The 25,291-nt window shown below is 60.2% G+C and carries 23 protein-coding genes; 17 read left to right on the top strand and 6 right to left on the bottom strand.

Translation table 11 applies throughout. From position 1 onward, the window contains the following. Positions 1-166: 166 nt before the first annotated feature. Genes rsmD through FHK95_RS11930 form a run of 3 tightly spaced genes read right to left on the bottom strand, consistent with a single transcriptional unit; the run spans position 167 to position 3,665 of the window. Complete coding sequence (gene rsmD / locus FHK95_RS11940; RefSeq protein ID WP_150304853.1) at positions 167-742, bottom strand: 16S rRNA (guanine(966)-N(2))-methyltransferase RsmD; 576 nt, start codon at positions 740-742, stop codon at positions 167-169. Next, complete coding sequence (locus FHK95_RS11935; RefSeq protein ID WP_150304852.1) at positions 739-2,304, bottom strand: M16 family metallopeptidase; 1,566 nt, start codon at positions 2,302-2,304, stop codon at positions 739-741. The genes rsmD and FHK95_RS11935 overlap by 4 nt, the downstream gene beginning before the upstream one ends. Then, positions 2,304-3,665, bottom strand: a complete 1,362-nt coding sequence (locus tag FHK95_RS11930; RefSeq protein ID WP_150304851.1) for a M16 family metallopeptidase — start codon at positions 3,663-3,665, stop codon at positions 2,304-2,306. Before FHK95_RS11930 ends, FHK95_RS11935 begins: the two co-directional genes overlap by 1 nt. 123 nt (positions 3,666-3,788) lie before the next feature. Between FHK95_RS11930 and ftsY the strand changes: the two genes are divergently transcribed. From ftsY to rpoH, 4 genes are all read left to right on the top strand, one after another. Then, entirely contained in the window at positions 3,789-5,075 is a 1,287-nt protein-coding gene (gene ftsY, locus FHK95_RS11925) for a signal recognition particle-docking protein FtsY (protein WP_150304850.1), read from the top strand. A 3-nt stretch (positions 5,076-5,078) separates the two neighbouring features. Beyond that, positions 5,079-5,741, top strand: a complete 663-nt coding sequence (ftsE, locus tag FHK95_RS11920) for a cell division ATP-binding protein FtsE (protein ID WP_150304849.1) — start codon at positions 5,079-5,081, stop codon at positions 5,739-5,741. 2 nt (positions 5,742-5,743) lie between these two features. After that, positions 5,744-6,787, top strand: coding sequence for a permease-like cell division protein FtsX (ftsX, locus tag FHK95_RS11915; RefSeq protein WP_150304848.1), 1,044 nt, complete (start codon positions 5,744-5,746; stop codon positions 6,785-6,787). Between the two features lie 125 nt (positions 6,788-6,912). Further along, on the top strand, positions 6,913-7,779 hold the full coding sequence (rpoH, locus tag FHK95_RS11910; protein WP_150304847.1) for an RNA polymerase sigma factor RpoH: 867 nt from the start codon (positions 6,913-6,915) through the stop codon (positions 7,777-7,779). Positions 7,780-7,866: 87 nt separating this feature from the next. Here the strand turns inward: rpoH and FHK95_RS11905 are convergent, their stop codons facing one another. Next, positions 7,867-8,820 carry an AraC family transcriptional regulator gene (locus tag FHK95_RS11905; RefSeq protein WP_150304846.1) on the bottom strand — a complete coding sequence of 318 codons (954 nt, stop codon included), beginning with the start codon at positions 8,818-8,820 and terminating at the stop codon, positions 7,867-7,869. Positions 8,821-8,982: 162 nt separating this feature from the next. Here FHK95_RS11905 and FHK95_RS11900 point away from each other — a divergent pair, with 162 nt between their 5' ends. From FHK95_RS11900 to hemN, 3 genes are all read left to right on the top strand, one after another. Then, positions 8,983-10,341: a tetratricopeptide repeat protein gene (locus tag FHK95_RS11900; protein WP_150304845.1), complete on the top strand. Its 1,359-nt coding sequence runs from the start codon at positions 8,983-8,985 to the stop codon at positions 10,339-10,341. A gap of 231 nt (positions 10,342-10,572) precedes the next feature. Further along, positions 10,573-11,178 (top strand): hypothetical protein, encoded by a 606-nt coding sequence (locus FHK95_RS11895; protein ID WP_150304844.1) that lies wholly within the window; start codon positions 10,573-10,575, stop codon positions 11,176-11,178. Positions 11,179-11,300: 122 nt separating this feature from the next. Further along, positions 11,301-12,689, top strand: a complete 1,389-nt coding sequence (hemN, locus tag FHK95_RS11890; protein WP_150304843.1) for an oxygen-independent coproporphyrinogen III oxidase — start codon at positions 11,301-11,303, stop codon at positions 12,687-12,689. Between the two features lie 46 nt (positions 12,690-12,735). Here hemN and mtgA read toward each other — a convergent pair whose 3' ends face one another. Beyond that, on the bottom strand, positions 12,736-13,494 hold the full coding sequence (gene mtgA / locus FHK95_RS11885) for a monofunctional biosynthetic peptidoglycan transglycosylase (RefSeq protein ID WP_150304842.1): 759 nt from the start codon (positions 13,492-13,494) through the stop codon (positions 12,736-12,738). Positions 13,495-13,545: 51 nt separating this feature from the next. On the opposite strand from mtgA, the gene FHK95_RS11880 reads away from it, so the two are divergent. The 10 genes from FHK95_RS11880 to pgaD all read left to right on the top strand — a co-directional run bounded on the left by FHK95_RS11880 (position 13,546) and on the right by pgaD (position 24,822). Continuing rightward, positions 13,546-13,920, top strand: a complete 375-nt coding sequence (locus tag FHK95_RS11880; protein ID WP_150304841.1) for a DUF423 domain-containing protein — start codon at positions 13,546-13,548, stop codon at positions 13,918-13,920. Between the two features lie 72 nt (positions 13,921-13,992). Further along, on the top strand, positions 13,993-14,193 hold the full coding sequence (thiS, locus tag FHK95_RS11875) for a sulfur carrier protein ThiS (RefSeq protein WP_150304840.1): 201 nt from the start codon (positions 13,993-13,995) through the stop codon (positions 14,191-14,193). 18 nt (positions 14,194-14,211) lie between these two features. Further along, positions 14,212-15,003: a thiazole synthase gene (locus tag FHK95_RS11870; protein ID WP_150304839.1), complete on the top strand. Its 792-nt coding sequence runs from the start codon at positions 14,212-14,214 to the stop codon at positions 15,001-15,003. A 19-nt stretch (positions 15,004-15,022) separates the two neighbouring features. Further along, positions 15,023-15,748 (top strand): tRNA (guanosine(46)-N7)-methyltransferase TrmB, encoded by a 726-nt coding sequence (trmB, locus tag FHK95_RS11865; RefSeq protein ID WP_150304838.1) that lies wholly within the window; start codon positions 15,023-15,025, stop codon positions 15,746-15,748. A gap of 121 nt (positions 15,749-15,869) precedes the next feature. Continuing rightward, the gene (locus tag FHK95_RS11860; RefSeq protein WP_206668572.1) at positions 15,870-16,718 is read left to right on the top strand and encodes a crotonase/enoyl-CoA hydratase family protein; all 849 of its coding nucleotides are present in this window, start codon (positions 15,870-15,872) and stop codon (positions 16,716-16,718) included. Between the two features lie 102 nt (positions 16,719-16,820). Next, the gene (gloA, locus tag FHK95_RS11855) at positions 16,821-17,363 is read left to right on the top strand and encodes a lactoylglutathione lyase (RefSeq protein WP_150304836.1); all 543 of its coding nucleotides are present in this window, start codon (positions 16,821-16,823) and stop codon (positions 17,361-17,363) included. A gap of 1,084 nt (positions 17,364-18,447) precedes the next feature. Further along, positions 18,448-20,898 carry a poly-beta-1,6 N-acetyl-D-glucosamine export porin PgaA gene (gene pgaA, locus FHK95_RS11850; RefSeq protein WP_150304835.1) on the top strand — a complete coding sequence of 817 codons (2,451 nt, stop codon included), beginning with the start codon at positions 18,448-18,450 and terminating at the stop codon, positions 20,896-20,898. Next, positions 20,898-22,901, top strand: a complete 2,004-nt coding sequence (gene pgaB, locus FHK95_RS11845; RefSeq protein ID WP_150304834.1) for a poly-beta-1,6-N-acetyl-D-glucosamine N-deacetylase PgaB — start codon at positions 20,898-20,900, stop codon at positions 22,899-22,901. The genes pgaA and pgaB overlap by 1 nt, the downstream gene beginning before the upstream one ends. Next, the gene (pgaC, locus tag FHK95_RS11840; RefSeq protein ID WP_150304833.1) at positions 22,898-24,238 is read left to right on the top strand and encodes a poly-beta-1,6-N-acetyl-D-glucosamine synthase; all 1,341 of its coding nucleotides are present in this window, start codon (positions 22,898-22,900) and stop codon (positions 24,236-24,238) included. Before pgaB ends, pgaC begins: the two co-directional genes overlap by 4 nt. Beyond that, positions 24,235-24,822: a poly-beta-1,6-N-acetyl-D-glucosamine biosynthesis protein PgaD gene (pgaD, locus tag FHK95_RS11835; protein ID WP_150304832.1), complete on the top strand. Its 588-nt coding sequence runs from the start codon at positions 24,235-24,237 to the stop codon at positions 24,820-24,822. Before pgaC ends, pgaD begins: the two co-directional genes overlap by 4 nt. 3 nt (positions 24,823-24,825) lie before the next feature. Here pgaD and FHK95_RS11830 read toward each other — a convergent pair whose 3' ends face one another. Beyond that, complete coding sequence (locus tag FHK95_RS11830) at positions 24,826-25,260, bottom strand: acyl-CoA thioesterase (protein ID WP_150304831.1); 435 nt, start codon at positions 25,258-25,260, stop codon at positions 24,826-24,828. Positions 25,261-25,291 lie beyond the last annotated feature (31 nt).

Here is a 25,291-nt window from a genome sequence, read left to right as displayed (position 1 = left end):
TTATGGAGGGCCGGGTTCCATCCCGGCGAGCGGGCTGACCGGTGGCGCCTATGGTCGAGTTCGATCGCGCCCCGTGGTACTCGCCTTCCAAGGGCTGCCGAGCTCCGACCTTGGCAGCGGAGCCGCCTGCGGTAGCGCTATCGAGGTGGAACTCGACATTCCATCGTTATGCTTGGCGACGCCACAGTGTGTACCACACCTGTCCGGCGCGTTTTTCACGATGTAGCCGCCAGCTCGCCGGCACTGTCTGGCGGTCCGGGGGCAGTTCGCTCTCGGTGTAGATCCAGGCCTGGTCGGTCAGCCAGCCGTTGTCCTCCACCGCAGCACAGGCGGGTGCCAGCAGGTCCTGCTTGAACGGCGGGTCGAGAAATACCACATCAAAGGGCGTTTCCGGACTGCCGGCCAGCAGACTCAGGGCGTCCTGCTGGCGCACTTCGGCGTTCGCGCATTCCAGCGTGACCAGATGGCTACGCAGGGTGGCGACGACATCGCGGCTGGCGTCTGCGCACAGTGCGAAACGGGCGCCGCGCGACAGCGCTTCCAGCGTCAGCGCGCCGCTACCGGCAAAGGGATCCAGGCAGCGCGCGCCTTCGATTTGACCGCTGAGCCAGTTGAACAGGGTTTCCCGCACCCGGTCCGGCGTGGGCCGCAGCCCGGGTTGCTCGGTGAAAGTGAAGCGCCGGCTGCGCCATGTTCCGGCAATGATTCGCAGCTGGCTCTGACGTCCCTTGTCCTGCCTCATGGGGTTGCTTCCTCAAGCGTATCGGGTGCGGTTTCGGTATCGTCCTGATCGGTTTCGGGTTCCGCGATCACTGGTCCGACGGTCACCACCAGCCTGCCGGCCGGGTCCAGATGACGGGCAAAGGCCTCACGGATCTGCTCGGTGCTCAACGCCTGGATGCGGTCCATGAACAGCTGCATGTGATTCAACGGCAGGTCGTAGAAACCGATGGCGCCCAACTGGCCGACGATCGCGCCATTGCTGGCGGTGCTCAGCGGGAACTGGCCCATGATCTGCCGTTTGGCGCGTTGTAGGTCGGCTTCGCTTGGCCCTTTCTCGATGAACTCATCCAGACTGTTGTTGATCACTTCCAGCGCCTGATCGACCTGGTCGGCGCGGGTCTGCATGCTGATCATGAACGGGCCGGGCGCCTGCATCGGAATCAGACTGCTGCTCACTGAGTAGGACAGGCCGCGCTTCTCGCGGATTTCTTCCATAAGCCTGGAACCAAAGCCCGAGCCGCCCAGAATTTCGTTACCGACATAGAGCGCTGCGTAGTCGGGATCGTGACGGCTGATGCCGCGCTGGCCGACCAGAATATGCGTTTGCTGCGCATCGAAGGCGATATGTGTGTGCTCAGGCTCGACCGGATCCGGTACCGGCGTCTTGTCTGCCGCGGGGCCTTCGGGCATGGCATCGGCCAAACGCTGGGCGATGCGTTCTGCCTGCTGACGGTCTACTGCGCCGACCATGGCGATCACGGCGTTGCCCGAGCTGTAAAACTGCTGGTGGAACGCGCGCAGTTGCTCAGGCGTGATTTGCTGCAAACTCTCCGGGGTGCCCTCAGGCAAGCTGCCGTAGGGATGCTCCGGATAGAGTTCGGCCCAGAAGGCTTCACTGGCCAGGGCTGCCGGCCGCTGCAGGCGATAACGCAGGCTGGCCAGCAACTGATTGCGCAGGCGTTCGAATGCGTCCTGTGGAAAGCTTGGGCTGCTGACGACTTCGGCGAACAACGCCAGGGCCGGATCCAGTTTGTCCGGCGCGGTCAGGCTGCGCAGGCCGGTCAGCGCCATGTCGCGGTGGGAGCTGTTGCTGAACTGCGCGCCCAGCCGCTCAAAGCCTGCGGCGATGTCGCCAGCGTCCTTGTCACCAGCACCTTCGTTGAGCATGGCGTTGGTCAGGGTCGCCAGGCCGGGCTGGTCGCCGTCGCGGCTGGAGCCGCCGGCGAACAGTACCTGCACATCCAGCATCGGCAATTCATCGGCCTGCATGAAGTACACCCGCGAGCCCTGCTCGGTGGTCCAGTGCTGCAGGTCGAGTTTGCGCCGGGCCGGTGGCTTATCCGTATCCAGACTGCTCAGAGATTCGAGGTCCGGGAGCGGCTCATCGTCAGCGCTGCCCTGGGCGACCGCATCGGTATCAACCGCTGCATGGGTGGTGGCGACCAGGCCAGCCGGCGCGGTCTCCGCCTCGGCAGACGGGGTCTTTGCAAAGGGCTTGAACACCATGATGCCAATGATCGCAGCGACAACGAGCAGAGCGAGTAACCAGCGCAGCGTGCTGCGTGAATGAGCGGTAGCCATCAGCGAGTCTCCTTGTCCTTGGCGGTGGGCAGTACATGGGCGCGGGTCAGGCGCTCACGGGTCAGGTAGCGGCGAGCGACGTCGCTGACCTGTTCCGGGGTGATGGCTTCGAGGGTCTCGACGTCCTTGTCGAGCAGGGTCCAGGGCAGGCCGATGCTCTCCAGCTGGCCGATGCGGTTGGCTTGCTGGCTGATCTGATCCTGTTCATAGACCAGGCTGGCGATCAGTTGTGATTGCACGCGGTTCAGCTCCTCGACACTGGGCGGGTTGGCTTTCAGTTCTTCGATCTGTTCCCACAACGCCTGTTCAAGTTGCTCCAGGCTGATCTCCCGTGATTCGTTGGGCACGCCGCTGAGCATGAACAGCGAATCACCGCGGGAGAAGGCGCTGTAACTGGCCGAGGCCGAAGTGGCGATTGACTGGTCGCGCTCCAGGCGGCTCGCCAGACGGGCGCTGTAGCCACCATCCAGTACGGCTTCCAGCAGTCGCAAGGCGTGTGCTTCCCAGGGCGCCTCGGCGGTGTTCAGGCTGGGTACGTTGAAGCCCATGATCAGGCTCGGCAGCTGCACATCCAGTTCCAGCACCAGGCTGCGCTCGCCGCCATCTGGCAATTCCAGCGGGGCTTTCTGTTCAGGTACCGGGCCAGCGGGAATCGGGCCAAAGTAGCGCTCGACCAGGCCACGGATTTCGTCGAGCTTGACGTCGCCGACGATGACCAGGGTGGCGTTGCCAGGGTGGTAGTGCAGTTCATACCAGTCGCGCAGGTTGTCCACCGTCAGGCGGTCAAGGTCATGCATCCAGCCGATCACCGGTTGCGCATAGGGGCTGGCCATGTACGCCTGAGTCATGAAGCGCTCGTAGGCGAGGCTGTTGGGGTTGTCATCGACCCGCAGCCGGCGCTCTTCCTTGATGACCTGCATCTCGCGCATGACTTCATCCTCAGGCAAGGACAATAAATGCATCCGCTCCGCTTCGAGCTCCAGCGCAACGGCCAACTGGTCACGGCTGAGCACCTGGTAATAGGCGGTGTAATCGCGACTGGTGAATGCATTCTCCTGCGCTCCGAGGCTGCTGAGTATTTTCGAGGCCTGGCCCGGCGCAATGTTTTCGCTGCCCTTGAACATCATATGTTCCAGCGCATGGGTCATGCCGGTCTTGCCCGGCGGCTCCTGGCTGCTGCCAACCTTGTACCAGAGCTGTGACACCACCACCGGCGCGCGGTGATCCTCTCGCACTATCACCTTGAGGCCATTGTCGAGGCTGAATTCGTGGGTAGTCTGACGCTGTTCCTGGGCCTGGCCGAGACCGGACAGGCCCAGCGTCAGCAGCAGGAATGAAAATGGATGCAGAAGGCGCGACATGGATGATCCTGGGTAGTCTTGGAGGGACGACGGTCATACCGCCTGTGGCGGAAGTGGGGTAGGATAACCCAACCTACAACGTGGCGGCCAAACAGCGTCGCCAGACTCTGATAGTGATCGTAAATGTTTGGTTCAAAAGACAAGTCAGATAAATCGGATTCCAAGCGCCCGGAGAACGAACCGGCCAAGCCCGAAAAGAAGGGTCTGTTCGGCTGGGCGCGGCGCAAGTCCGAGCCGACGCCACCGCCTGCTGCCAGCGAGCCCGTCGCCGAGCCGGTCGAGCAACCGACGGTGCCCGACGCGCTAACGGCTGCACCTGCCGAAGCGGATACGCCTTCCTCTACGCCTGATCCTGTGCCCAATGCTACGCCTATTGCCTCGAGTCAGGATGAGGCCGCCCGACAAGTGGCGGCCGAGCTCTTTGCTGGTCTCGGTCAACAGTCGTCGGAAAAGCCCGAGCCCGAACCGGAAAAGCCTGCAGCGGAACCCAAGGGCTTCTTCGCCAGAATGAAGGCCGGTCTGTCCAAGACCAGCGTCAATCTCGGCGAAGGCATGGCCAACATGTTCCTCGGCGAGAAGGAAATCGACGATGAGCTGATGGAGGACATGGAAACCCGTCTGCTGCTGGCGGATGTTGGTATCGAAGCCACCACCCTGATCATGGAATCGCTGCAACAGCGTGTCAGCCGGCGCCAGGTAAACAACCGCAAGGCGCTTTATGCCGCGCTGCAGGGTGAGCTGGAAAGCCTGCTGAGTGATGTGGCCAAGCCCATGGTTATCGCGCCGGACAAGAAACCCTTCGTGATTCTGGTGGCCGGCGTCAACGGTGTCGGCAAGACCACCACCATCGGCAAGCTGGCCAAGCGGCTGCAGGGCGAGGGCAAACAGGTCATGCTGGCGGCGGGCGATACCTTCCGCGCGGCAGCGGTGGAACAATTGCAGGTGTGGGGCGAGCGCAACCAGATTCCGGTCGTCGCGCAGCATACCGGCGCCGACTCGGCTTCGGTGATATTCGATGCCTTGCAGGCAGCCAAGGCGCGCGGGGTCGATGTGTTGATCGCCGATACCGCCGGCCGTCTGCATAACAAGGATCACCTCATGGATGAGTTGAAGAAGGTCAAACGGGTACTGACCAAACTGGACGACGAAGCGCCGCACGAAGTGCTGCTGGTGCTGGATGCGGGCACCGGTCAGAACGCGATTTCCCAGACCAAATTGTTCGATCAGGCGGTGGGGTTGACCGGTCTGGTCCTGACCAAGCTCGACGGGACCGCCAAGGGTGGCGTGATTTTCGCCCTGGCGAAGCAGTTCGGCCTGCCGATTCGCTTTATTGGTGTCGGCGAGAAGATTGATGATCTGCGACCCTTTACCGCGCCGGAGTTCGTCAAGGCTCTGTTCGGGCGCGAGTAATCCATGATTCGTTTCGATCAGGTCAGCAAGCGTTACCCCAATGGTCATCAGGGGCTCGACAACCTCGACTTTCATATCCGCACCGGCGAAATGGCCTTCATTACCGGCCACTCCGGCGCGGGGAAGAGCACTCTGCTCAAACTGGTGATGTGCATGGAGCGGCCGAGCGCGGGCCGAGTGCATATTGGCGGTCAGGATCTGCACGAACTGGGCAGTGACGACATTCCCTACCTGCGTCGGCAGATTGGCGTAGTGTTCCAGAACCACCAATTGCTGTTTGATCGCACGGTGTTCGATAACGTGGCGCTGCCGTTGATCATCAATGGCACCCCGCGGGACGAAGTCGGCAGACGTGTGCGCGCCGCGCTGGACAAGGTCGACCTGTTAAAGAAGGAAAATCTGTTTCCCATCTCCCTGTCCGGTGGTGAACAGCAACGCGTCGGCATCGCGCGGGCCGTGGTGCACAAGCCTGCGCTGCTGCTGGCTGACGAGCCCACGGGCAATCTGGACCCGGCGCTGTCGGCGGAAATCATGACGCTGTTCGAGGATTTTAATCGCGTGGGCGTCACGGTACTGATCGCCAGTCACGACCTGCCGCTGATTGCGCGGCTAGATCACCGCATGCTCACGCTGCACGAGGGCCGCTTGGTCAGGGACGGGGAATAGGCATGGCCGAGAACAAGCGGAACCCGGCAGCGCCGCGCAAGCGACAGAGTGCGGACACACCGGTTAAGAAGAACCCAGCGCCAAAGGCACCCAAGGGAGCCGCCCGCTCGCAACGCAACTGGCGGCATCCGTTGCGCAGCTGGCTGGGCAGCCACCGGGACAGCGCGCAACAGGCCTTGCAGCGCTTGCGCCGGCATCCCCTGAGCAGCGCCATGACCATTCTGGTGATGACCATCGTTCTGGCACTGCCTACCGGGCTGGCCGTGTTAATCGGTCAGGTCGAGCGGCTGGGTGTCGACTGGCAGCGCGCGGCCCAGTTATCCGTTTATCTGCAGGAGACGGTCGACGGCCCGGTAGCCGAACAGCTGCGTGACAGTATCGCCGCGCTGGATGAGGTTGATGAGGTGCAGTTGCTCGACAAGGCGCTGGCGCTGGCCGAGTTCCAGCAGCATTCGGGGATGGGCGATGCGCTGGAGCAGCTGTCCTACAACCCCTTGCCCGCAGTGATTCTGGTGACACCGAACAGCATCGAAGGTGGCGCCTCGGCCCTGCAACCCTTGAGAGACCGTATCGCCGCTATGTCGGGTGTCGAGCTGGTGCAGATCGATCTGCTCTGGATCGAGCGGTTAACCTCGATTCTTGCCATGCTCGAACGCTTCACCGGCGGCCTGGCGGTGCTGTTGATCTTCGCGCTGCTGCTGGTCATGACTACGACCATCCGGCTGGCCATTGAAAGCCGGCGCGAGGAAATTCAGGTGATCAAGCTGGTCGGCGGCACCGACGCGTTCGTGCGCCGGCCGTTCCTGTACATCGGTATGGTTTACGGGCTGCTCGCCGGGCTGCTGGCCTGGCTGTTGTTGGCTGGCGGTATCGCCTGGCTGAACACCACTGTGCGGCAGGTGGCAGCGTTATATGAGAGCGGTTTCGAGCTGTTACCGATGCCGGCTGGCGATGGCTTGCTACTGGTTGCCGGAGCGGTTTTGCTGGGATTGCTCGGGGCGTGGCTGGCAGTCGGCCGACATATCCGTGACATCGAGCCGCAGTGAAACCGTTACATGATCGTAACATCATGTTTTATAACGTATTAATGTTATGCGGATGAACTTCGTCAGGCGTTCACAGTCTCATTCAGCGGTGATACACTGAGCCGTCAATTTTTCGGAGTTCAACTATGAGCACTGCTTTACAGCCCGTACATATCCTTGTTCCCGGTGCGAACCTTGAGGCCTATGTCCAGACCGTAAGCAGCATTCCGATACTCAGTGTTGAGGAAGAGCGCGAGCTGGCTGATCGTTTGTACTATCACGAAGATCTGGAAGCGGCCCGCCAGCTGGTCATGTCGCATCTGCGGTTCGTCGTGCATATCGCTCGCAGTTACTCGGGCTATGGTCTGGCGCAGTCCGACCTGGTCCAGGAAGGTAACGTGGGCCTGATGAAGGCGGTCAAGCGCTTCAACCCCGAGATTGGCGTGCGTCTGGTGTCGTTCGCGGTGCACTGGATTCGTGCGGAAATCCACGAATTCATCCTGCGCAACTGGCGCATCGTCAAAGTCGCCACCACCAAGGCGCAACGCAAGCTGTTCTTCAATCTGCGCAGTGCCAAGAAGAAGCTTGCGTGGCTGTCGCATGACGAAGTCGGTGCCGTCGCCGCAGACCTGGGCGTCGCGACCCGTGAGGTGCGTGAGATGGAGAGCCGTCTGTATGGACAGGATCTCGGCTTCGATGGTGCCCAGGACGAAGATGACGATGCGGCCTACGCGCCGGTTCATTACCTGGAAGACAAGCGCTATGATCCGGCGACCCAGCTGGAAACGGAGAACTGGACCGACAGTTCTGTAGCCCAGTTGCAACAGGGACTGGAGCAGCTTGACGAGCGTAGCCGCGATATTCTTTACCAGCGTTGGCTGTCCGAAGAGAAAGCGACCCTGCACCAGCTGGCGGCCAAATATCAAGTATCTGCCGAGCGCATCCGGCAGCTGGAAAAGAACGCGATGAACAAGTTGAAGAAGAATCTGGCATCCGAGGACGACGCGGCATAACGTCGTTCGGATCCACCTGGTTCGGATTCATTTAAAAGGGCACCTTCGGGTGCCCTTTTTGCTTCTGTTCCTTCGTCCTACCGCGGGTCAATGCCGTTTCGAGCGCCGCCAGGTGGCTGGAGGTAGCCCATACTCCCGCCGAAAGGCACGGCTGAAGGCACCCTCTGACTCGTAGCCAATGTCATAGGCGATATGTGCGATGGAATTCGACGTTTCCAGTAGCTGGGTGGCGGCTTGTTCTAAGCGGTGCCGCAGCAGATAGCCCATCGGTGCCTCGCCGAGGGCACGTACGAAGCGGTCTGCAAAGGCGGAACGGGACAGGCCTACTTCCCTTGCCAGATCATCAGTCGTCCAGTGTCTGGCCAGTTGCCCATGCATCAGCACCAACGCGCGAGCGACCATGGGATCGCGCAGCCCGGCTATCCAGCCTTCCGACTGATCTGCCTGCGCGGCGGCATATTGCTGCACTGCTTCGGTGAACATGAGTTCGGCGATCTTGGCCAGCATGGCCGCCGATTGTCGCTGCCCGGTTGCCAGTTCGCTGGCAACGAATTTGAACAGACTCTTGATCCAACCGGCAGCGCTATCCTCAGCCACGTTGAGCTTCATCGCGCTGGGCAGCAGGGCAATGATCGGGCTGCGTTGCATGTTGTGACCGAGAAAACCGCAGAGGATCGACGTCCGCTCGCCACCTTCGCCATATACCAGCCGGGTCAACCCGCCGTCAGCGGCTGGCTGCAGAAATTGGTCCGGGCAGGCCGGTGGCAGGTCCAGGGCACTACTGAGTATGTGCGGATCGTTGCGCGGCAGCACCACTATGTCGCCGCCATAGGCGTGAAAGGGCGGCATGTCCGCTACGCTGACGATGCAGTGACCGGCGATCAGGTAATGGTAGGCGATGATGTGGCGTGGCGGTGGGGTAAGGGGCCCGCAATCATCCGGGGTGACCTGAGCGCTGATACACCAGGGCGCGCTGAACTCGGCATCCAGAAAAATGCCTCCCGTCAGACGTAATGTCCCCAGCAGCGGTGAGTCACCCACCTCCTTATCTCCAATCCGGCGGATCGGTCATAAGATCCGGTGTCTTGCACATTCTTTGCGTTGCCCCCGCTGAATAAGCTTAGCAGCAATCCGCAGTGTCGCCATGAGGCTGGCAAGCCTGCGGAGAGGGGTAATGGATACTGATTTCGGAGGAGAAAAACAATGATTACAGATAGACAGGGTGAAGCATTGAACGGCGCAAACCAGCAGGCGGCGGATCTTTTTGATCAGGCGGTTGACGCCTTCAACCTGTATCGCGGCGACCCGGTGGCGCTGATTGATCAGGCAATCGATGCGGCGCCCGCCTGCCCGATGGCCTACATATTCAAGGCACATGCGTTTGCACTGGCCACCGAGCCGGAGGCGAGCCGGGAAGCGAGGGCGCTTGTGCAGACCCTCAAGCGCATGACGCTGTCCGACCGAGAGTCGTCCCATGTCGCCGCGCTGGAGCACGTATTGGCGGGCAACTGGACCCGGGCGGCCCTGCAACTGGATCTGCACAATGTGCACTATCCCAGGGACATGGTGGCCCTGCAGGCGGGGCATCTGATTGATTTCTACCGGGCTAACAGCCGTAACCTGCGTGATCGCATTGCCCGGGTCTTGCCGCAGTGGTCCGCCGACACGCCGGGCTATCCGGTGGTACTGGGGATGTATGCCTTCGGGCTGGAGGAAACCGGTGATTACGCCAGAGCCGAGGCGTCGGGACGCCGCGCGGTGGCCTTGCAGCCTCTGGATTGCTGGGCCCATCACGCTGTAGCTCATGTAATGGAAATGCAGGGTCGGCCCGACGAGGGCATCGAGTGGATGATTTCTCGCGAGCCGCACTGGGCTAGTGACGACAACATATTCAAGGTCCACAACTGGTGGCACCGCGCGCTCTGTCATCTGGAGCTGGGGCAAGTTGAGCAGGCGCTGGCACTGTATGACCAGGCTGTCTGGAGCACCCCCAGTACGATCGCCCTGGAACTGGTCGATGCGTCGGCGCTGCTGTGGCGGCTGCACCTCAAGGGCGCGGAGCTTGGCAACCGCTGGCACGCGGTCGCGGACAGCTGGGCGGCGCACGTCGAGCAGAGTGATTACCCGTTCAACGACTGGCACGCAGCCATGGCCTATCTCGGCGCGGGCCGCGACACGGAGCTGCAGCGATTGCTGCAGAATCTCAGAGTCAGGGCCGCCAGTAACACCGAAGCGGCCAGATGGGCGGGCGAGGAAGGCATTGCGCTGGTCGAGGGGTTTATCGCCTTTTGGCGTGGGTCCTACGGGACCGCCGCCGAACGCTTGCACCGCGGTCGCTTTATTGCCAACGGCTTCGGCGGCAGTAACGCCCAGCGCGACATTATCGATCTGACCTTGACCGAGGCGGCCCTTCGTGGAGGTTTGCGTGGCTTGGGCAGAGCACTTGCCGATGAACGCCTGGCCCTGAAGCCACACAGCCCGATCAATCGTGAGTTTCTGTTGCGTGCGACGACTGGAAGGCAGCAGGCGAAGCCAGTGGAGGCGCTGGACGTCAGCGGCTAGCGATGGGCGAGGCGAGGGTCAGATGCGCTTCGGGGTATCTGACCCCCGGTCGGGCTGAACGAGGTCTTGATCCGGCTCAATTAACGACATGTCCATATCGGCGATAATGTGGTCTCTAGCTGGCGGTGCCGCGTAAGCACTCAAAAGAATCGCCGTTGTCCCGGACTTTCAAGTCATAGGTCCGGGCTGCATAATGGCAAACGAATTCGATTCTTTTGAGGGAGTAAAGGCATGTCGCTGCGAATGGGCGTCCGAACCCTGACCATCCTGGTTGTGGTGGTGCTGGGGTTTTTCGCCCTGGGTAGCTGGATGGCGAAGCAAAACCAGCCAGGCGAGATGCAATGGCACACGGAGTACCAGGCATCGCTGTGGCAGCCGCTACACCAGCAGACGCTGACACTGGCCGGCGTCGATGCGGCGCTGGGACTGGGCAGCCTGTGGCTGGTCAATACTGACAACCAGCCACTGCTGGTCAGCCGCTATCCACTCGAAAGTGACGGTTTGAACTGGCGCGTGCAGGCGGTGATCAGCCTGGACTCAGAGCAGACCGAAAGCCTGGTTCGCGCCCAGGACTGGACGGTTAATTCGCCTGAGCAGCCGTTATCCTCCGATGTCGGTGCGGCGCTAGCCGGGCGGCGGGTGCAGCGCATCAGTCTGATCCCCGAGGAGCCGGTGGATGTGTTGAGCTTCCAGGGTTCGTTGGGCAATCCAGCCATGCGCATGGAGGTTGGTGACGCCAGGCAAGCCTGGGTCTACCCTGAACAGGGCGCGGTGCTCGCGGTGAGCGACGACCAGGCTCACTCAATCATGTTTGGTCCGAGCATCGACTACCAGTAACGCTGCGGGCTATACCTCGAACTGTATATTGTGCCCAATGGCACGATTTCTGATCATCATTCGACCTGTCTGCCGCCGGCGCCATTCACGCCGCTGCAGACGTTCAAAGTAGTGGAGTAGATATGGACCAGCGGCTGAGTTTTAATCGTGATCTGATCGAGAAGTATGACCGGCCCGGACCGCGTTACACGTCCTATCCCACTGCGCCGCAATTTCACAAAGCCTTTGCCATGGATGATTATCAGGCGGCGGCCAAGGCCAGCAATGAAGCGGCTTCGCCCAAGCCCTTGTCGGTGTATATCCATATTCCGTTCTGCAAGAGCCTTTGCTATTACTGCGCCTGCAACAAGATCATCACGCACAAGACCGAACGGGCCGTCGAATACCTGGAATATCTCAAGCGCGAAATCGCCGCGCAGGCCAGCCTGTTCGATTCCTCTCGTCGTTTGACCCAGTTGCACCTGGGCGGGGGCACGCCGACCTATTTCACCAGCGAGCAGCTGGCTGATCTGATGCAGACGTTGCGCAATGCCTTCAACATGGACGACAGCGACGCGCATGAGTTTTCCCTGGAGGTCGATCCTCGCACCGTGGCGCCGGTACAAATCCATACGCTGCGCGAGTTGGGATTCAATCGTCTGAGCTTCGGCGTACAGGACTTCGACGCCGACGTGCAGGCTGCGGTGAATCGCATCCAGAGCGAGCAGCAGACCCGTGATCTGGTCATGGCTGCGCGCGACGCCGGCTTCAAGTCGATCAGCGTGGATCTGATCTATGGCTTGCCGCTGCAGACCGTCGCCAGCTTTGATATCACGCTCGAAAAGATCATCGATCTACGCCCCGACCGTATCGCAGCGTACAGCTATGCGCACCTGCCCGAGCAGGTAAAGGCGCAGGGTCTGATCCGCATGGAGGACATGCCGCCGCCGGAACGTAAACTCGAACTGCTGGAACTGACCATCCGCCGGCTCACCGATGCAGGCTACGTGTATATCGGTATGGATCACTTCGCGTTGCCGGAAGATGAACTGAGCCGCGCGCAGGCCAATGGCACGCTGCAGCGCAACTTCCAAGGCTACTCGACCCATGCCGACTGTGATCTGATCGGCATCGGCGTCTCGTCCATCGGCAAGGTGGGCGACAGTTATAGCCAGAACGTGAAGGAGCTATCGCGCTATTACGCGCGTATGGATGAAGGCATGCTGCCGGTGCAACGTGGCTATCAGCTCAGCGAAGACGACCGCCTGCGCCGCGATGTGATCACCGATCTGATGTGCCATGGACGCATCGACTACGCCAAGTTCGAACAGCGTTATGGGATCAATTTCACCGAATACTTTGCCGACGCGCTGGCATTGTTGCGCGAGCACGAACGCGATGGTCTGGTGGAGTTGCACGATGATGCGCTGGTGTTGTTGCCCCAGGGCCACCTGTTGATGCGCAGCGTGGCGATGACCTTCGACGCCTACCTTGGCGAAGAACAGAAGGGCCAGTTCTCGCGCACGGTATGACGTGGAGCCTGCCGGACCTTGGTGCCCGGCAGAACCCCTCAACTGTTCACTTCATCGAAACCCGTTCCTGCCAGTAGGCGAATCTCAACCAGTCAGGTCGCGAGCGGCCGGCCTCCATCTGATCCAGATAGTGTCTCCCGCCAAGCTGGCGTGCCTGGCGCTGGATCCAGGTGGCGCGTCGTTGCACATAGTCCGTGGGTCGGGCCGCGCTCCAGCGGATCGGGCTGGGTAATACGGCGGCCAGCTGCGCCGCCTGGCGATCAGACAGGGTGCCGGCACCGACGTTGAAATGGTGTCGGGCGGCAGCGTCGATACCGAACACGCCCTTATCCCATTCCGCCACGTTCAGATAGATTTCCAGAATCCGCTGTTTCGGCCACAACACTTCGATCCAGGCCGTGAACCAGACCTCCAGCCCCTTGCGTATCCAGCTGCGCCCGGACCAGAGGAACTGGTTCTTTGCGACTTGCTGGCTGATGGTGCTGGCGCCTCGCACGCTGCCGCCTTCGAGATTGTGCTCCATCGCCGCGCGAATGGCCTTGAGATCGAAGCCGTGATGCTCGGCGAACCGCTGATCTTCGCCGGCGATGACCGCCATCTTGATGCTGTCGGAGATCGCTTCGTAGGGAACCCATTGATGCCGGATGCTGACGTCGCTTCCCTGCTGGCGGAATTCGATCCAGCGCTCTACCATCAGCGTCGAGCCGGGGGAGGGGATCCAGCGTAGCAGACCGACCGGGATCAGGCTCAGCACCATCAGGTACAGCAGCCAGCGAGCTGAGGTGCGTAACAGTTTTTTCAACATGGGCGAATCGGTTTCGGAATTGGCCCGCAGTATAGACCGGGGGATTTATCCATGGCCAAGTTATTGCTTTTGCTGGCGTCCTTTAGCGGATTCACCGGCGTCGCACTGGGCGCCTTTGCGGCGCATGGTTTACGCAGCCGGCTGCCGGACAATCTGCTGAACGCTTTTCAGACTGGCGTGCAATATCAGCTCTGGCACACCGCTGCGATCTTTGGTGTTGCACTGCTGCTGCTGCGCTGGCCGGACGTTGCCCTGTTCAAGGCATCCGGCGGGCTCTTCGCATTTGGCATTCTGTTGTTCAGCGGCAGTCTGTATGCCATGGCACTGACCGGAGTAGGCAAATTGGGCATTATTACCCCCATCGGCGGCGTGATGTTCCTGCTCGCCTGGCTGTGTCTGGGGATCGGCGTCTGGCGTACGTTATGAGGCTCTGCGGCGTGGCCAGAGTCGGGTAAAGCAGGCTATCATGGCGGCTCCCTGACTACGTTCGAGTATCCCATGCAGATCCAACTGAATGGCGAAGCCTACGCCCTGGAAACCCCGATTACGCTGGCTGAACTGGTCGAGCGGCTGGGTTTGAGCGGCAAGCGCCTGGCCGTAGAGCTGAATCTGGATATAGTGCCGCGCAGCCAACACGCCGACACCCGACTTGCCGATGGCGACCGGGTAGAAATTGTTCACGCCATAGGTGGCGGCTAGCCGCCGATCGGAGCTCACATGACTAACCTGACTCAGGACGCGCTGGAAATTGCCGGCGTGCGTTACCGTTCCCGCTTGCTGGTAGGCACCGGCAAGTACAAGGATATGGACGAAACCCGCGACGCGATCGAAGCCTCCGGTGCCGAGATCGTGACCGTGGCTATCCGCCGGACTAACATCGGTCAGAATCCGGGCGAGCCGAACCTGCTCGACGTGCTACCGCCCGATCGCTTCACCATCCTGCCCAACACGGCTGGCTGTTTCACTGCCGAAGATGCCGTACGTACCTGCCGACTGGCGCGTGAACTGCTGGACGGTCATAAACTGGTCAAGCTCGAAGTGTTGGCGGACCAGAAAACCCTGTTCCCGGACGTCATTGAAACCATCAAGGCCGCCGAGATTCTGGTGCGTGATGGCTTCGATGTGATGGTCTACACCAGCGACGATCCGATCATCGCGCGTCAGTTGGCCGAAATCGGTTGCGTCGCCGTTATGCCGCTTGCCGGTCTGATCGGCTCAGGCCTGGGCATCTGCAACCCCTATAACCTGCGCATCATTCTCGAAGAGGCGACCGTGCCGGTGTTGGTCGATGCGGGTGTAGGTACGGCCTCGGATGCGGCGATCGCCATGGAATTGGGCTGCGCCGGTGTGTTGATGAACACCGCTATCGCCCATGCTCAGCAGCCCGTATTGATGGCCGAGGCCATGAAGCACGCGGTCCTCGCAGGTCGCGGCGCCTATCTGGCCGGACGCATGGAACGCAAGCTGTATGCGTCAGCTTCCTCGCCGCTGGCCGGCACCTTTTTCTGATTTCATTTGAGCCTTTGTCATGACCGATAGCCAGACCCCGACCGACCTGCCCGTTGAGGCCAGCGAACATCCCCGCCGCGCGATTCGCAGCTTTGTGATGCGTGCCGGACGCATGACCGATGCACAGAAGCGCGGCATCGACGTTGGCTGGCCAAAGTTCGGGCTTGATCTTGAGCACGGCATGCTCGATCTGGATGTGTTATTCGGCCGCCAGGCACCGCGCACGCTGGAGATCGGCTTCGGCATGGGCCAGTCGCTGCTGGAGATGGCAGCGGCCGCCCCGGAGCAGGATTTTATCGGCGTGGAAGTGCATCGCCCCGGCGTTGGCTCGCTACTCAATGGCGTGCTCAATGCCGGGCTGAGCAACCTCCGGGTATTCGATTGCGATGCGATCGAAGTGCTCGACAAGACCATTCCTGACGCCAGCCTGGACCGGGTGTTGCTGTTCTTTCCCGATCCCTGGCACAAGAAAAAGCACAACAAGCGCCGTATCGTGCAGCTGGATTTTGCCGAGAAGCTGCGGCAAAAGCTCAAGCCTGGCGGTGTGTTCCATATGGCAACCGATTGGGAAGCCTACGCCGAGCAGATGCTTGAGGTGATGAGCGCCGCGCCGGGTTACCGTAATCTGGCACCCGATGGCACCTATATCCCACATCCGGAAGAGCGTCCGGTGACCAAGTTCGAGCGCCGCGGCGAGCGTCTCGGGCACGGCGTCTGGGATCTCAAGTTCGAGCGCGTCGACTAGCTTAACCTCAGCATCAATCGGCCCTGCCTATGGCTTTGCATACGCAAAGCCGAGTGTCATGGTCCACGCACATTTACGCTCTTACACTGTTCGGCCTTCCCCTTTTCGCAGGAGTGCCGCAGTGAGTTATTCAACGCTGAATTATCAGGTCGAGGACGGCATCCTCGTCCTGACCCTCAACCGCCCCGACCGCATGAATGCCTTCAATGCCGACATGCGTCGCGAACTGATCGAAGCCTTTGATGCCGCTGACGCCGACGATGACGTGCGCGTCGTGATCATGACCGGTGCCGGCAAGGCCTTCTGCGCCGGTGCGGATCTGGAGAGCGGCGGCGATACCTTCAATCGTCACAAGCGTAGCAACGCCGATCTGCGTGACGGCGGTGGTACCGTTTCGCTGCGCATCTTCGAGAGCACCAAGCCGGTAATCGGCGCCTTTAACGGCGCGGCGGTGGGCGTTGGCGCGACCATGACCCTGCCCATGGATATTCGTCTGGCCTCCACCAAGGCGCGCTTCGGTTTTGTCTTCGCCCGTCGGGGCATCACCATGGAAGCCTGCTCCAGCTGGTTCCTGCCGCGCCTGGTCGGCGTACAACAAGCGGCGGAGTGGGTCTTTACCGGACGCGTGTTCGATGCCGAAGAGGCACTGCGCGGCGGTCTGATTCGCAGCATCCATGAACCGGACGAGTTGCTGCCTGCGGCCAAGACATTGGCCCGCGAAATTGCCGACAACACCTCGCCCATGTCTACGCTGCTGAATCGCCAGATGCTTTGGCGCATGCTGGGCGCCGACCACCCGATGGAAGCGCATATTGTTGATTCCCGCGCGATTGCCTTCATGGGCGAATCGGCCGATGCGAAGGAGGGCGTGCAGTCCTTCCTGGAAAAACGGCCGGCACGCTTCACCCTGCGTCCCAGCCAGGACCGTCCGGACTTCTTCCCCTGGTGGCCGGAGCGGCCTTTCCGCTGAGTGCCGGGTTCGGTTGGCGTCGTCTGAGGTTCGCGATAGAGCGCCAACCGATGCTGAAATGCTAGGCTTCCTTACTGACCAATCATTTGAGGAGCCGTTGCCATGTCACGCCATTTCGAAACCGCTGAAGGACTGTGCGAGGATCGCGACCCGGCCACGGAGGGCTTCGTCCTCAATCAGACGATGCTGCGCATCAAGGATCCCGCTGCATCGCTGGATTTCTACACCCGCATCATGGGGATGACCCTGGTCAAGCGCCTGGATTTTGAAGACATGCGCTTCAGCCTGTATTTCCTGGCAATGATCGACGAACTGGATCTGGGCTACTGGTCGCATGAGGCCAAAGTGCGGCTGGTGCAAACCTTCGGCCGCCCGGCAATGCTCGAGCTGACGCACAACTGGGGTACCGAGGACGATCCGGATTTTGCCTATCACAACGGCAACGACCAGCCTCAGGGCTTCGGCCATATCGGTTTTGCCGTTCCGGATCTGGATGCCGCTTGCGAGCGCTTCGAGTCGCTCGGGGTGGATTTCGTCAAGCGTCCGAACGACGGAAAAATGAAACGCATCGCCTTCATTAAGGATCCGGATAGCTATTGGATAGAGCTTTTTACGCCGGGGCAGTTGCCTGACGTGTTGAGCTGAACGCGACTTTTCAAGTCGCGCATTTGTAAAAAAGTTTGTCAGTCGGAGCGTCCATCGGGTTTGACACAATTGTTAACCATTTATATTGGCCCGCTTCCTGTTATGCCGGCGGCGTTGAGTACGCGAAACCGTGGGTCACGTCAAATGGCTATCTCCCTCAAGCTGTGAAATTGCCTGCAAGTTGAATAAAAACTTTGGGGGTTAGATCACAATTGCGCGGCCCGATCAGGGATTTTTTGCCCTAAGGTGCGCGGGGTTTTTTGCCTTACTTGTGCTTCGGACCGTCGGGGAGGCAGGTCACTCCAAACCACGTAACCGCTTGAAAATGGGCTTCCTGTTGGTTTCATTGTTCCAGTGGGGAGGTTTTGCTGTTCCCTCTGGTTTACAAATCCCACTGACTAACCAGAAAAGCCTGCAATTTAATTAAAACATGCAAGGGTGGGTTGATTAGAGTATGGAGAAGATCGGAGATGGTTTTAAGTTGGTGGGTTTAATAATAAATAAGTTGTACCGGTTGAAATAAATAAGTGTTCGAGCTGGAGAGGAGGTTTTTAAGATATCTTCGGTATTGAGTATTTGAGTGAATACATTATATATGCGATTATAGATGTCTCCTCTAAGTTTGGTAATGATGGGTTTAATATGTCATGAAAGTTCTCGTGCAAGTGAGATAGCTTATCCATAATCGCCGCGATCCGAAATATTGAGAATGAGAGGTGTTAGCCTCCGCAGTGTTTTACCGACCCTGCCTATCAGTACTGCGGCATATAGTGTTTCGCTATAAGCCCCTCCCTGACTCGCGCCTAAGGCTGGCGTGGTCGCTGGTGCGCCTGCGCCTCGCCCGGCACCTCTTTCGAGACTTTGAGCAGGGCAGCTGTAACTTATGAAAGAAGTTTTTTGGCGCGAGGCGATTGGAGCACGTATGTGCCAAAAGATTCCCACTACCCCACCTAATATATATATCACCGTTTCGGTTTGACACTTTCCAGTGTTGGTCGTAAGATTTTTTCGGTAACAGCAAGTTGGCACCTTGTTTTTCCTGCTTGTTCCTCTTGTCATAATTTCGCAATGTCCGGAGCGAAGAATGCAAAGTAACGTAGCAGGGAAGCGAGTCATTGCTTTCTGCCTCTCCTTGGGTCTGTCTTTGGGTTCCAGTCTTCTCTGGGCCGATCAATCCTATAACGCTCTATTGGAACGTGCGCGTCTCGGCGACGAGCAGCCCGCGCTGGCATATCTGCGCCAGTCGCCGTCGCTTACTCGCAGGCAGCAAATCGATTTGCTTCTGATTGCCAGTTGGGCAGGCGAAGAAAATGAAGTGTTGCGCCTCTATCAATCCAATCCCTCCGTGTATGCCAGAAACCCCGACACCGTCGCGGCTGTGGCGCGTATCCGGCGCAACCGCGGTGAATGGGACCAGGCTGTCGAGGGCTTCCGGCTGGCTCGTTCGCTCGCACCGGCGCGGGCCGATCTGTTGCAGGCACAGTTGATGACCATGGCCGATATGGGCCAGACGCCAGCCGCTATCGAGCGAGCTCGTGACTGGACCGAGCAGGCACCCAAACAACTGGAAGCGCGCCTGGCGCTGGGTTATGCCTTGATGCGTGACGGGCAATCGCATGCCTCGCTGGCAGAATACGACCGTGCCTGGCGGTTGGCTCCCGGCCGTCGCGACGTGCTGCGCGAGTATCTGTTTGCCCTCCAGCGTGCAGGCTTGCCGGTGTTGGCTCTGGACATTGCCGAGCAGCACCCGCAGCTGCTCACAGACGAGGAGCTGCGTGGCATGCGTGGCGATGCTCTGGCTGAGCGCATACGTCTGGCTGACACTGCCAGTCGCTCTGAATCCGAACGCTTTGTCGTGGCAGACCGGGCACTGGCCAAAGCCGATGCGCTGCTCAAGGAATGGGAAACGGTGCCCGCGGCGGAGGCGGACATTGTACGAGTGCGTACTGACCGCATGGGTGCGCTGCTTGCGCGTGGGGAGATGCAACGTGTTGTCGATGAATACCATGCACTAAGAGACATGCAGGTGGCATTGCCCCCCTATGCGCTGCGTTGGATGGCCAGTGCCCTGCTGTATTTGCGCCAGCCCGAACAGGCTGCCGAGCTGTACCGTCAGGTGATTGCTGCCAGCAGTGACAAGGATCAGAGCTGGATGAGTGATCATCAGGGCCTGTATTACGCACTGATTGAGAGCGAGCGGTTGGAAGAGGCTGATCAGCTCAGCAAACAACTGGCCGCGGCTCAGCCCGCGCGGCTATATCCCATGGGTGTGCCCGAAGGGCGACCGAATCAGAACTGGCTCGAAGGCCAGATGCTACTGGCCAATAACGCCCTGTACCGTGATGACTTGCCTGCGGCGCAGCAGGCTTTCGATGGCCTGTCGGATGCTGCGCCGGGCAATATTTCATTGCGCACCAGCCGTGCCAGCGTATACACCGCGCGAGGCTGGCCGCGACGTGCCGAACAGCAGTTGAAGATGGCCGAGAACATCGCGCCGCGATCCGTAGAGGTCGAGGCGGGCCAGGCGATAAATGCCATGGCGCTGCAGGAGTGGTGGCAGGTCGATGTGTTGACCGACGACCTGGTGACCCGTTTTCCGGACAACCTCCGCGCTCGGCGTGCTGATCGTCTGCGCGACGTTCACCACATGGCCGAGTTGCGCATAGCCGGCTATCGCGGCAAAAGCCCCGACGACAGTGTCACGGGCGGCGACGACTATGGTGTTGAAACGGTCGTATACAGTTCGCCGTTTCAGAATGATTGGCGGGTGTTCGCCGGCGGCGGTATCGGCCGGGGCGAGTTTCTCGAAGGTGATGCAGACCACGACTGGCTGCGTGCCGGCGTCGAGCGGCGTAGCCGCAATCACACCCTGGAAGCAGAAGTCTCCAGCCATGAATATGGCTTCGGTCGTCGTACCGGAGCCAGGTTGGCTGGCGTGCATGACATCAGCGATGAATGGCAGTACGGCTGGTCAGCCGAACTGCTATCGGGCTCGACGCCGCTGCGGGCATTAAACAGCGATGTTGACGCCGACAGCCTCTCTGCTTACGCGCGTTGGCGTGAAAGCGAGAGCCGGGAAGTCAGCCTGTCTGTTTCGCCAATGCGCTTCAGTGATGGTAACGACCGGTTGAGCCTGGTGCTTGACGGCAGCCAACGGGTCTTTGCGGCTCCGCGGCTGACGCTCGATGCCGGGCTGGAGCTGGCGACCAGCCGCAACAGCCAGGGAGGGGAGGGACCGTACTTCAACCCGGAAGCCGATGCCAGCGTGATGTCGACCCTGAGTCTGTCGCACATCATGCATCGGCGCTACGAGACAGCGTGGAGTCAGGACGTGCAGCTGGGCCTGGGTTATTACGATCAGCGCGACTTCAGTGGCGGCGCGATGGGGCTAATCGCCTATGGGCAGCGATTAAGCATGAACGACGTGTTCGACAGCGGTTTCATGCTGTCTGCTTTAAGCCGGCCCTATGACGGGGACCGTGAGCGGGAATATCGCCTGGTTTTCTACGTCAACTTTCGCTTCAGGGGGCTGTGATGAAATGTCTCGGACGTGTTTTTCTGTTATGGGTTCTGCTGCTGGGCGCTGTGTGGGCGCAGTCAGTCCCTTTCACCGCACCAGCGGATCGACCGGTAACCAATCGTGAAGCACCCTGGCCAAAGAACCATGTTCTGGCGCTGGCCTACCATGACGTGGAAGACGGCGAGGCGGATAACACCTTCCTGTCGGTACGAACGTTAAACCTGGTCGATCAACTGGCCTGGTTGCGCGAGAGCGGCTACCAGGCAGTGTCCATTGATCAGATTCTGGAAGCACGCCAGGGCGGTACTGTGCTGCCGGAAAAGGCCGTGTTGCTGAGCTTTGACGATGGTTTCAGCAGTTTCGGTGAGCGCGTGCTGCCGATACTCAGGGCCTATCAATGGCCGGCGGTGCTGGCGCCGGTGGGTGTCTGGATGGACACCCCCACCGATCAGAAGGTCGATTTTGGTGGTGTGCCCGCGGCTCGCGAGCGCTTCGCAACCCGTGCGCAGATCCGCGAGATAGCCGACTCGGGGTTGGTGGAGATCGGCGCACACACGGACAACCTGCACTTTGGTGCGCTGGCCAACCCGCAGGGCAACAAGCTGCCGGCGGCGGCCAATCGCATGTACGACCCATTGAGCCGCACCTACGAGACAGGCGAGGCGTACAAGGCTCGGCTCGATACTGATGTGCAGCGGATCACGCAGAAAATACGCGATGTTACCGGTCGTAGCCCGCGGGTCTGGGTATGGCCCTATGGCGCCGCCAACGGCATGGCACTGGAGATTTTAGACAAGAACGGCTACCAGATGGCGGTGACGCTGGAAGGCGGATTGGCGACGGTCGAGAATCTGCGTAATGCCGGGCGCTATCTGATCGGTGAAGACCCGAGCACCGAGAACTTCGCGGCCGCCGTCAGTGGCATGCAGGAGGAGCCCGCCATGCGCGTCGCCCACGTCGATCTGGACTACGTGTACGATCCGGATCCGATGCAGATGGAGGCGAATCTGGGCTTGCTGATCCAGCGAATCTTCGACCTGCGCATCAATACCGTATTCCTCCAGGCCTATGCCGATCCCGAAGGGGACGGTTTGGTCAAGTCGCTTTATTTCCCGAACCGTCATTTGCCGATGCGGGCTGACCTGTTCAATCGCGCTGCCTGGCAATTGCGTACCCGCACCGGGGTGGAAATCTATGCCTGGATGCCGGTCATGAGTTTTGACCTGGATCCAGCGTTGCCACGCGTGACCGAAATTGATGGCGCCGGCGAGGATGAGGCGGCAGTGAGCCCCGTGCAGTACCGGCGTCTGTCGCCGTTTGATCCCGAGGTGCGCAAGCAGATTGGCGAAATCTATGAGGATCTGGCCGGGCATGCGAGTTTCCAGGGTCTGCTGTTTCACGATGACGCCCTGCTCTCCGATTTTGAAGATGCCGGCAGCGCGGCGCGGCAGGCCTATGCCGACGCAGGCCTGAACCCTGACCTGACAGTCCTGCGCGCCAACCCCGAACAGATGGCCGCCTGGACGCGCTTCAAGAGCCAGTATCTGACCGATTTCACCCTGGAACTGGCTGACAAGGTCAAAGCCATTCGCGGCCCGCAGGTGAAAACCGCACGGAATATCTTCGCCATGCCAATCCTCGAGCCGGAAAGCGAGGCCTGGTTCGCGCAGAACATGCAGGGCTTTTTGGAGAGCTATGACTGGACCGCCATCATGGCCATGCCCCTGATGGAGGGCGTCAGCAAGGCCGATTCAGACGCCTGGCTCTCGCGGCTGGTGCGTGAGGTCAAGCAGCACCCCGACGCCATGGACAAGACCCTGTTTGAGCTTCAGGCCCGCGATTGGCGTGTCGGCCAGGAGGCACCGATCGACAGCGAGTTGCTGGTGCGCTGGATGGAGCGTCTGCAGTGGGAGGGTGCGCGTCACTTTGGCTATTACCCGGATGATTTCCATACTGATAATCCGCGCCTCGAACAAGTGCGTCCGGCACTGTCCAATGCCTGGAGTACCGAGCGATGAGAGAGCGGACAATCGCCATTCTGGTCTTCCTGCTGGTGTTATTCGGTCCGTTAGGGCTGACCCTGGCCTTGACTGGCAAGGTGCTGCTTAACTTCGTGTTCTTCTATCCGCTGTTGATGTCGGCGCTATGGATGGCCGGGGGGCTGTACTTCTGGTTGCACTGGGAGCGTAAGTGGCCCTGGAGCAATGATGGCGATATCCCGGCCCCGGAACTGCCCGGTAATCCGCTGATTTCGATCCTGATACCCTGTTTCAATGAAGGCCAGCAGGTGGCGGAAACAGTCGGCGCGGCGCTGGCCCAGCGTTATCAGAATATTGAAGTGGTGGCCATTAACGACGGCTCGAGCGATGACACGGGTGTACGCCTCGACGAGCTGGCCAAACAGCATCCGCGCTTGCGCGTCGTGCATCTGGCCAAGAACCAGGGTAAGGCCGTTGCACTGCGGATGGGTGCCTTGGCCGCTCGCAGCGAGTATCTGGTGTGCATCGACGGCGACGCCCTGTTGGCCGAAGACGCCGTGGCCTATCTGGTCGCGCCCTTGATCAAGCATATGCGGGTTGGTGCGGTGACCGGCAATCCGCGTATTCGAACCCGTTCGACGCTGATCGGCCGCATTCAGGTCGGCGAATTCTCCTCGATCATTGGCTTGATCAAGCGTACCCAGCGAGTCTATGGCCGGGTGTTTACGATCTCTGGCGTGGTCGCTGCATTCCGACGCAGTGCGTTGGACCGGGTCGACTACTGGAGCCCGGATATGATTACCGAGGATATCGACATCAGCTGGAAGCTGCAGCTGGATCACTGGTCGATATTCTATGAGCCCCGGGCGCTGTGCTGGATTCTGATGCCCGAAACCCTGCGGGGTTTGTGGAAGCAACGTTTGCGCTGGTCACGCGGCGGGGCAGAGGTGCTGCGCAAGAACATCAGCACTATCTGGAAGTGGCGCTTCCGTTATATGTGGCCCCTGCTGATTGAGTTCTGTCTGTCTGCGGTGTGGGCGTTTGCCTTCGCCCTAACCATTGTGCTGCTGGCGCTGGGATCCTTCTTCGAACTCCACGAAAACCTTCAGGTGCAAAGTATCATTCCGCCCGGCTTTACCGGTCTGGTTCTGGCGTGCGTCTGCCTTATGCAGTTCAGTCTCAGTCTGCTCATCGAGCGGCGTTACGAGGAGGGGCTGGGTCGCGCCTTGTTCTGGATCATATGGTACCCGCTGGTGTTCTGGATCATCACGCTGCTTACGACTTTGGCGAGCTTTCCCAAAGTCATGCTCAGGCCGCGGCAGGAGCGCGCGCGCTGGATCAGTCCCGACCGTGGAATTGCGAGGAACAACTCATGACTCTTATCTGCACACCAAGGCACTGGATGCCGAAATTGATTGATACCGCTTTCACCTTGGCTGCCTGGGGGCTGTTAGCCTGGTTGCTGTATATCGGCATCGCTGGACTGCTGGCTGAGCAAAGCCAAGGCCTGCGTATCGAAATGGATGCGCTGCTGCTATTCGGCCTGGAAAGCTTGCTGTTTTATCTGGTCTTGAGCCTGTCGATTGCTATCGTCTTGAGTACCTGGGCCACTTTCCGCGAGAAGCGGGCGGCAAGATTCACCCGCCGCAAGTGGGTGCCGATCATGAGTGATGAGGCGCTGTCGAATAGTTTCAGGGTGGAGCATCGATTGCTGCAGCTGGTACAGGAGCAGCAGGTGCAGACTGTCCATAATGACGAGCATGGTCATTTTCTGTCAGTGGATATGCCCGAGGTCGAGGCGCGTTACGGTGTGTCCAAACTACCAGACAAGCCGGAGGTGGTAATGATCGCTGTGGATAACGCGTCCCACGCCTGGCAGACGTTCAGCGCAACCCACGGAGCCGAAAGCCTCGTTTCCCTGCCAAAGACCGACGTTATCAACGGGCAAACCAGACACTGAGGCTCAAATCATCAACCGTTCCAGCGCCGCGCGCGGTCCGGCGGGGATGGCGCATGAGCGGTTGCTGCTGCGCTCGACAAACACATGTACAAAGCGCCCGGCCGCGCAGGGCGCTTCTTCGCCGGCCTTGAACACCGCCAGTTCGTAATGCACCGAGCTGTTGCCCAGCTTGCCCACGCGAACGCCAACCTCAATGCGTTCAGGGAAGGCCGCCGGCTTGAAGTATTCACAGGCCGAGCTGACCACGAAAGCTACCTGTTCGCCGTTGTGGATATCCAGGCCGCCCTGTTCGATCAGCCAGCTGTTCACTGCGCTGTCGAAGAACGCATAGTAGGTGACGTTGTTGATATGGCCGTACAGATCGTTGTCGTGCCAGCGGGTGGTGATGGGGTGCAGGTAGGGGTAGTACCGACGTGAAGCGTTCTCGGTTTCGATCATGGGGTGTCCTGAGAGCGGGCCCCGACAACGG

Origin of the sequence: Pseudomonas saliphila (genome assembly GCF_008638345.1) — a bacterium.
GTDB lineage: Bacteria > Pseudomonadota > Gammaproteobacteria > Pseudomonadales > Pseudomonadaceae > Halopseudomonas > Halopseudomonas saliphila.
The sequence above is the reverse complement of the archived record's forward strand: the minus strand, read 5'-3'. Positions and strand labels throughout refer to the sequence as shown.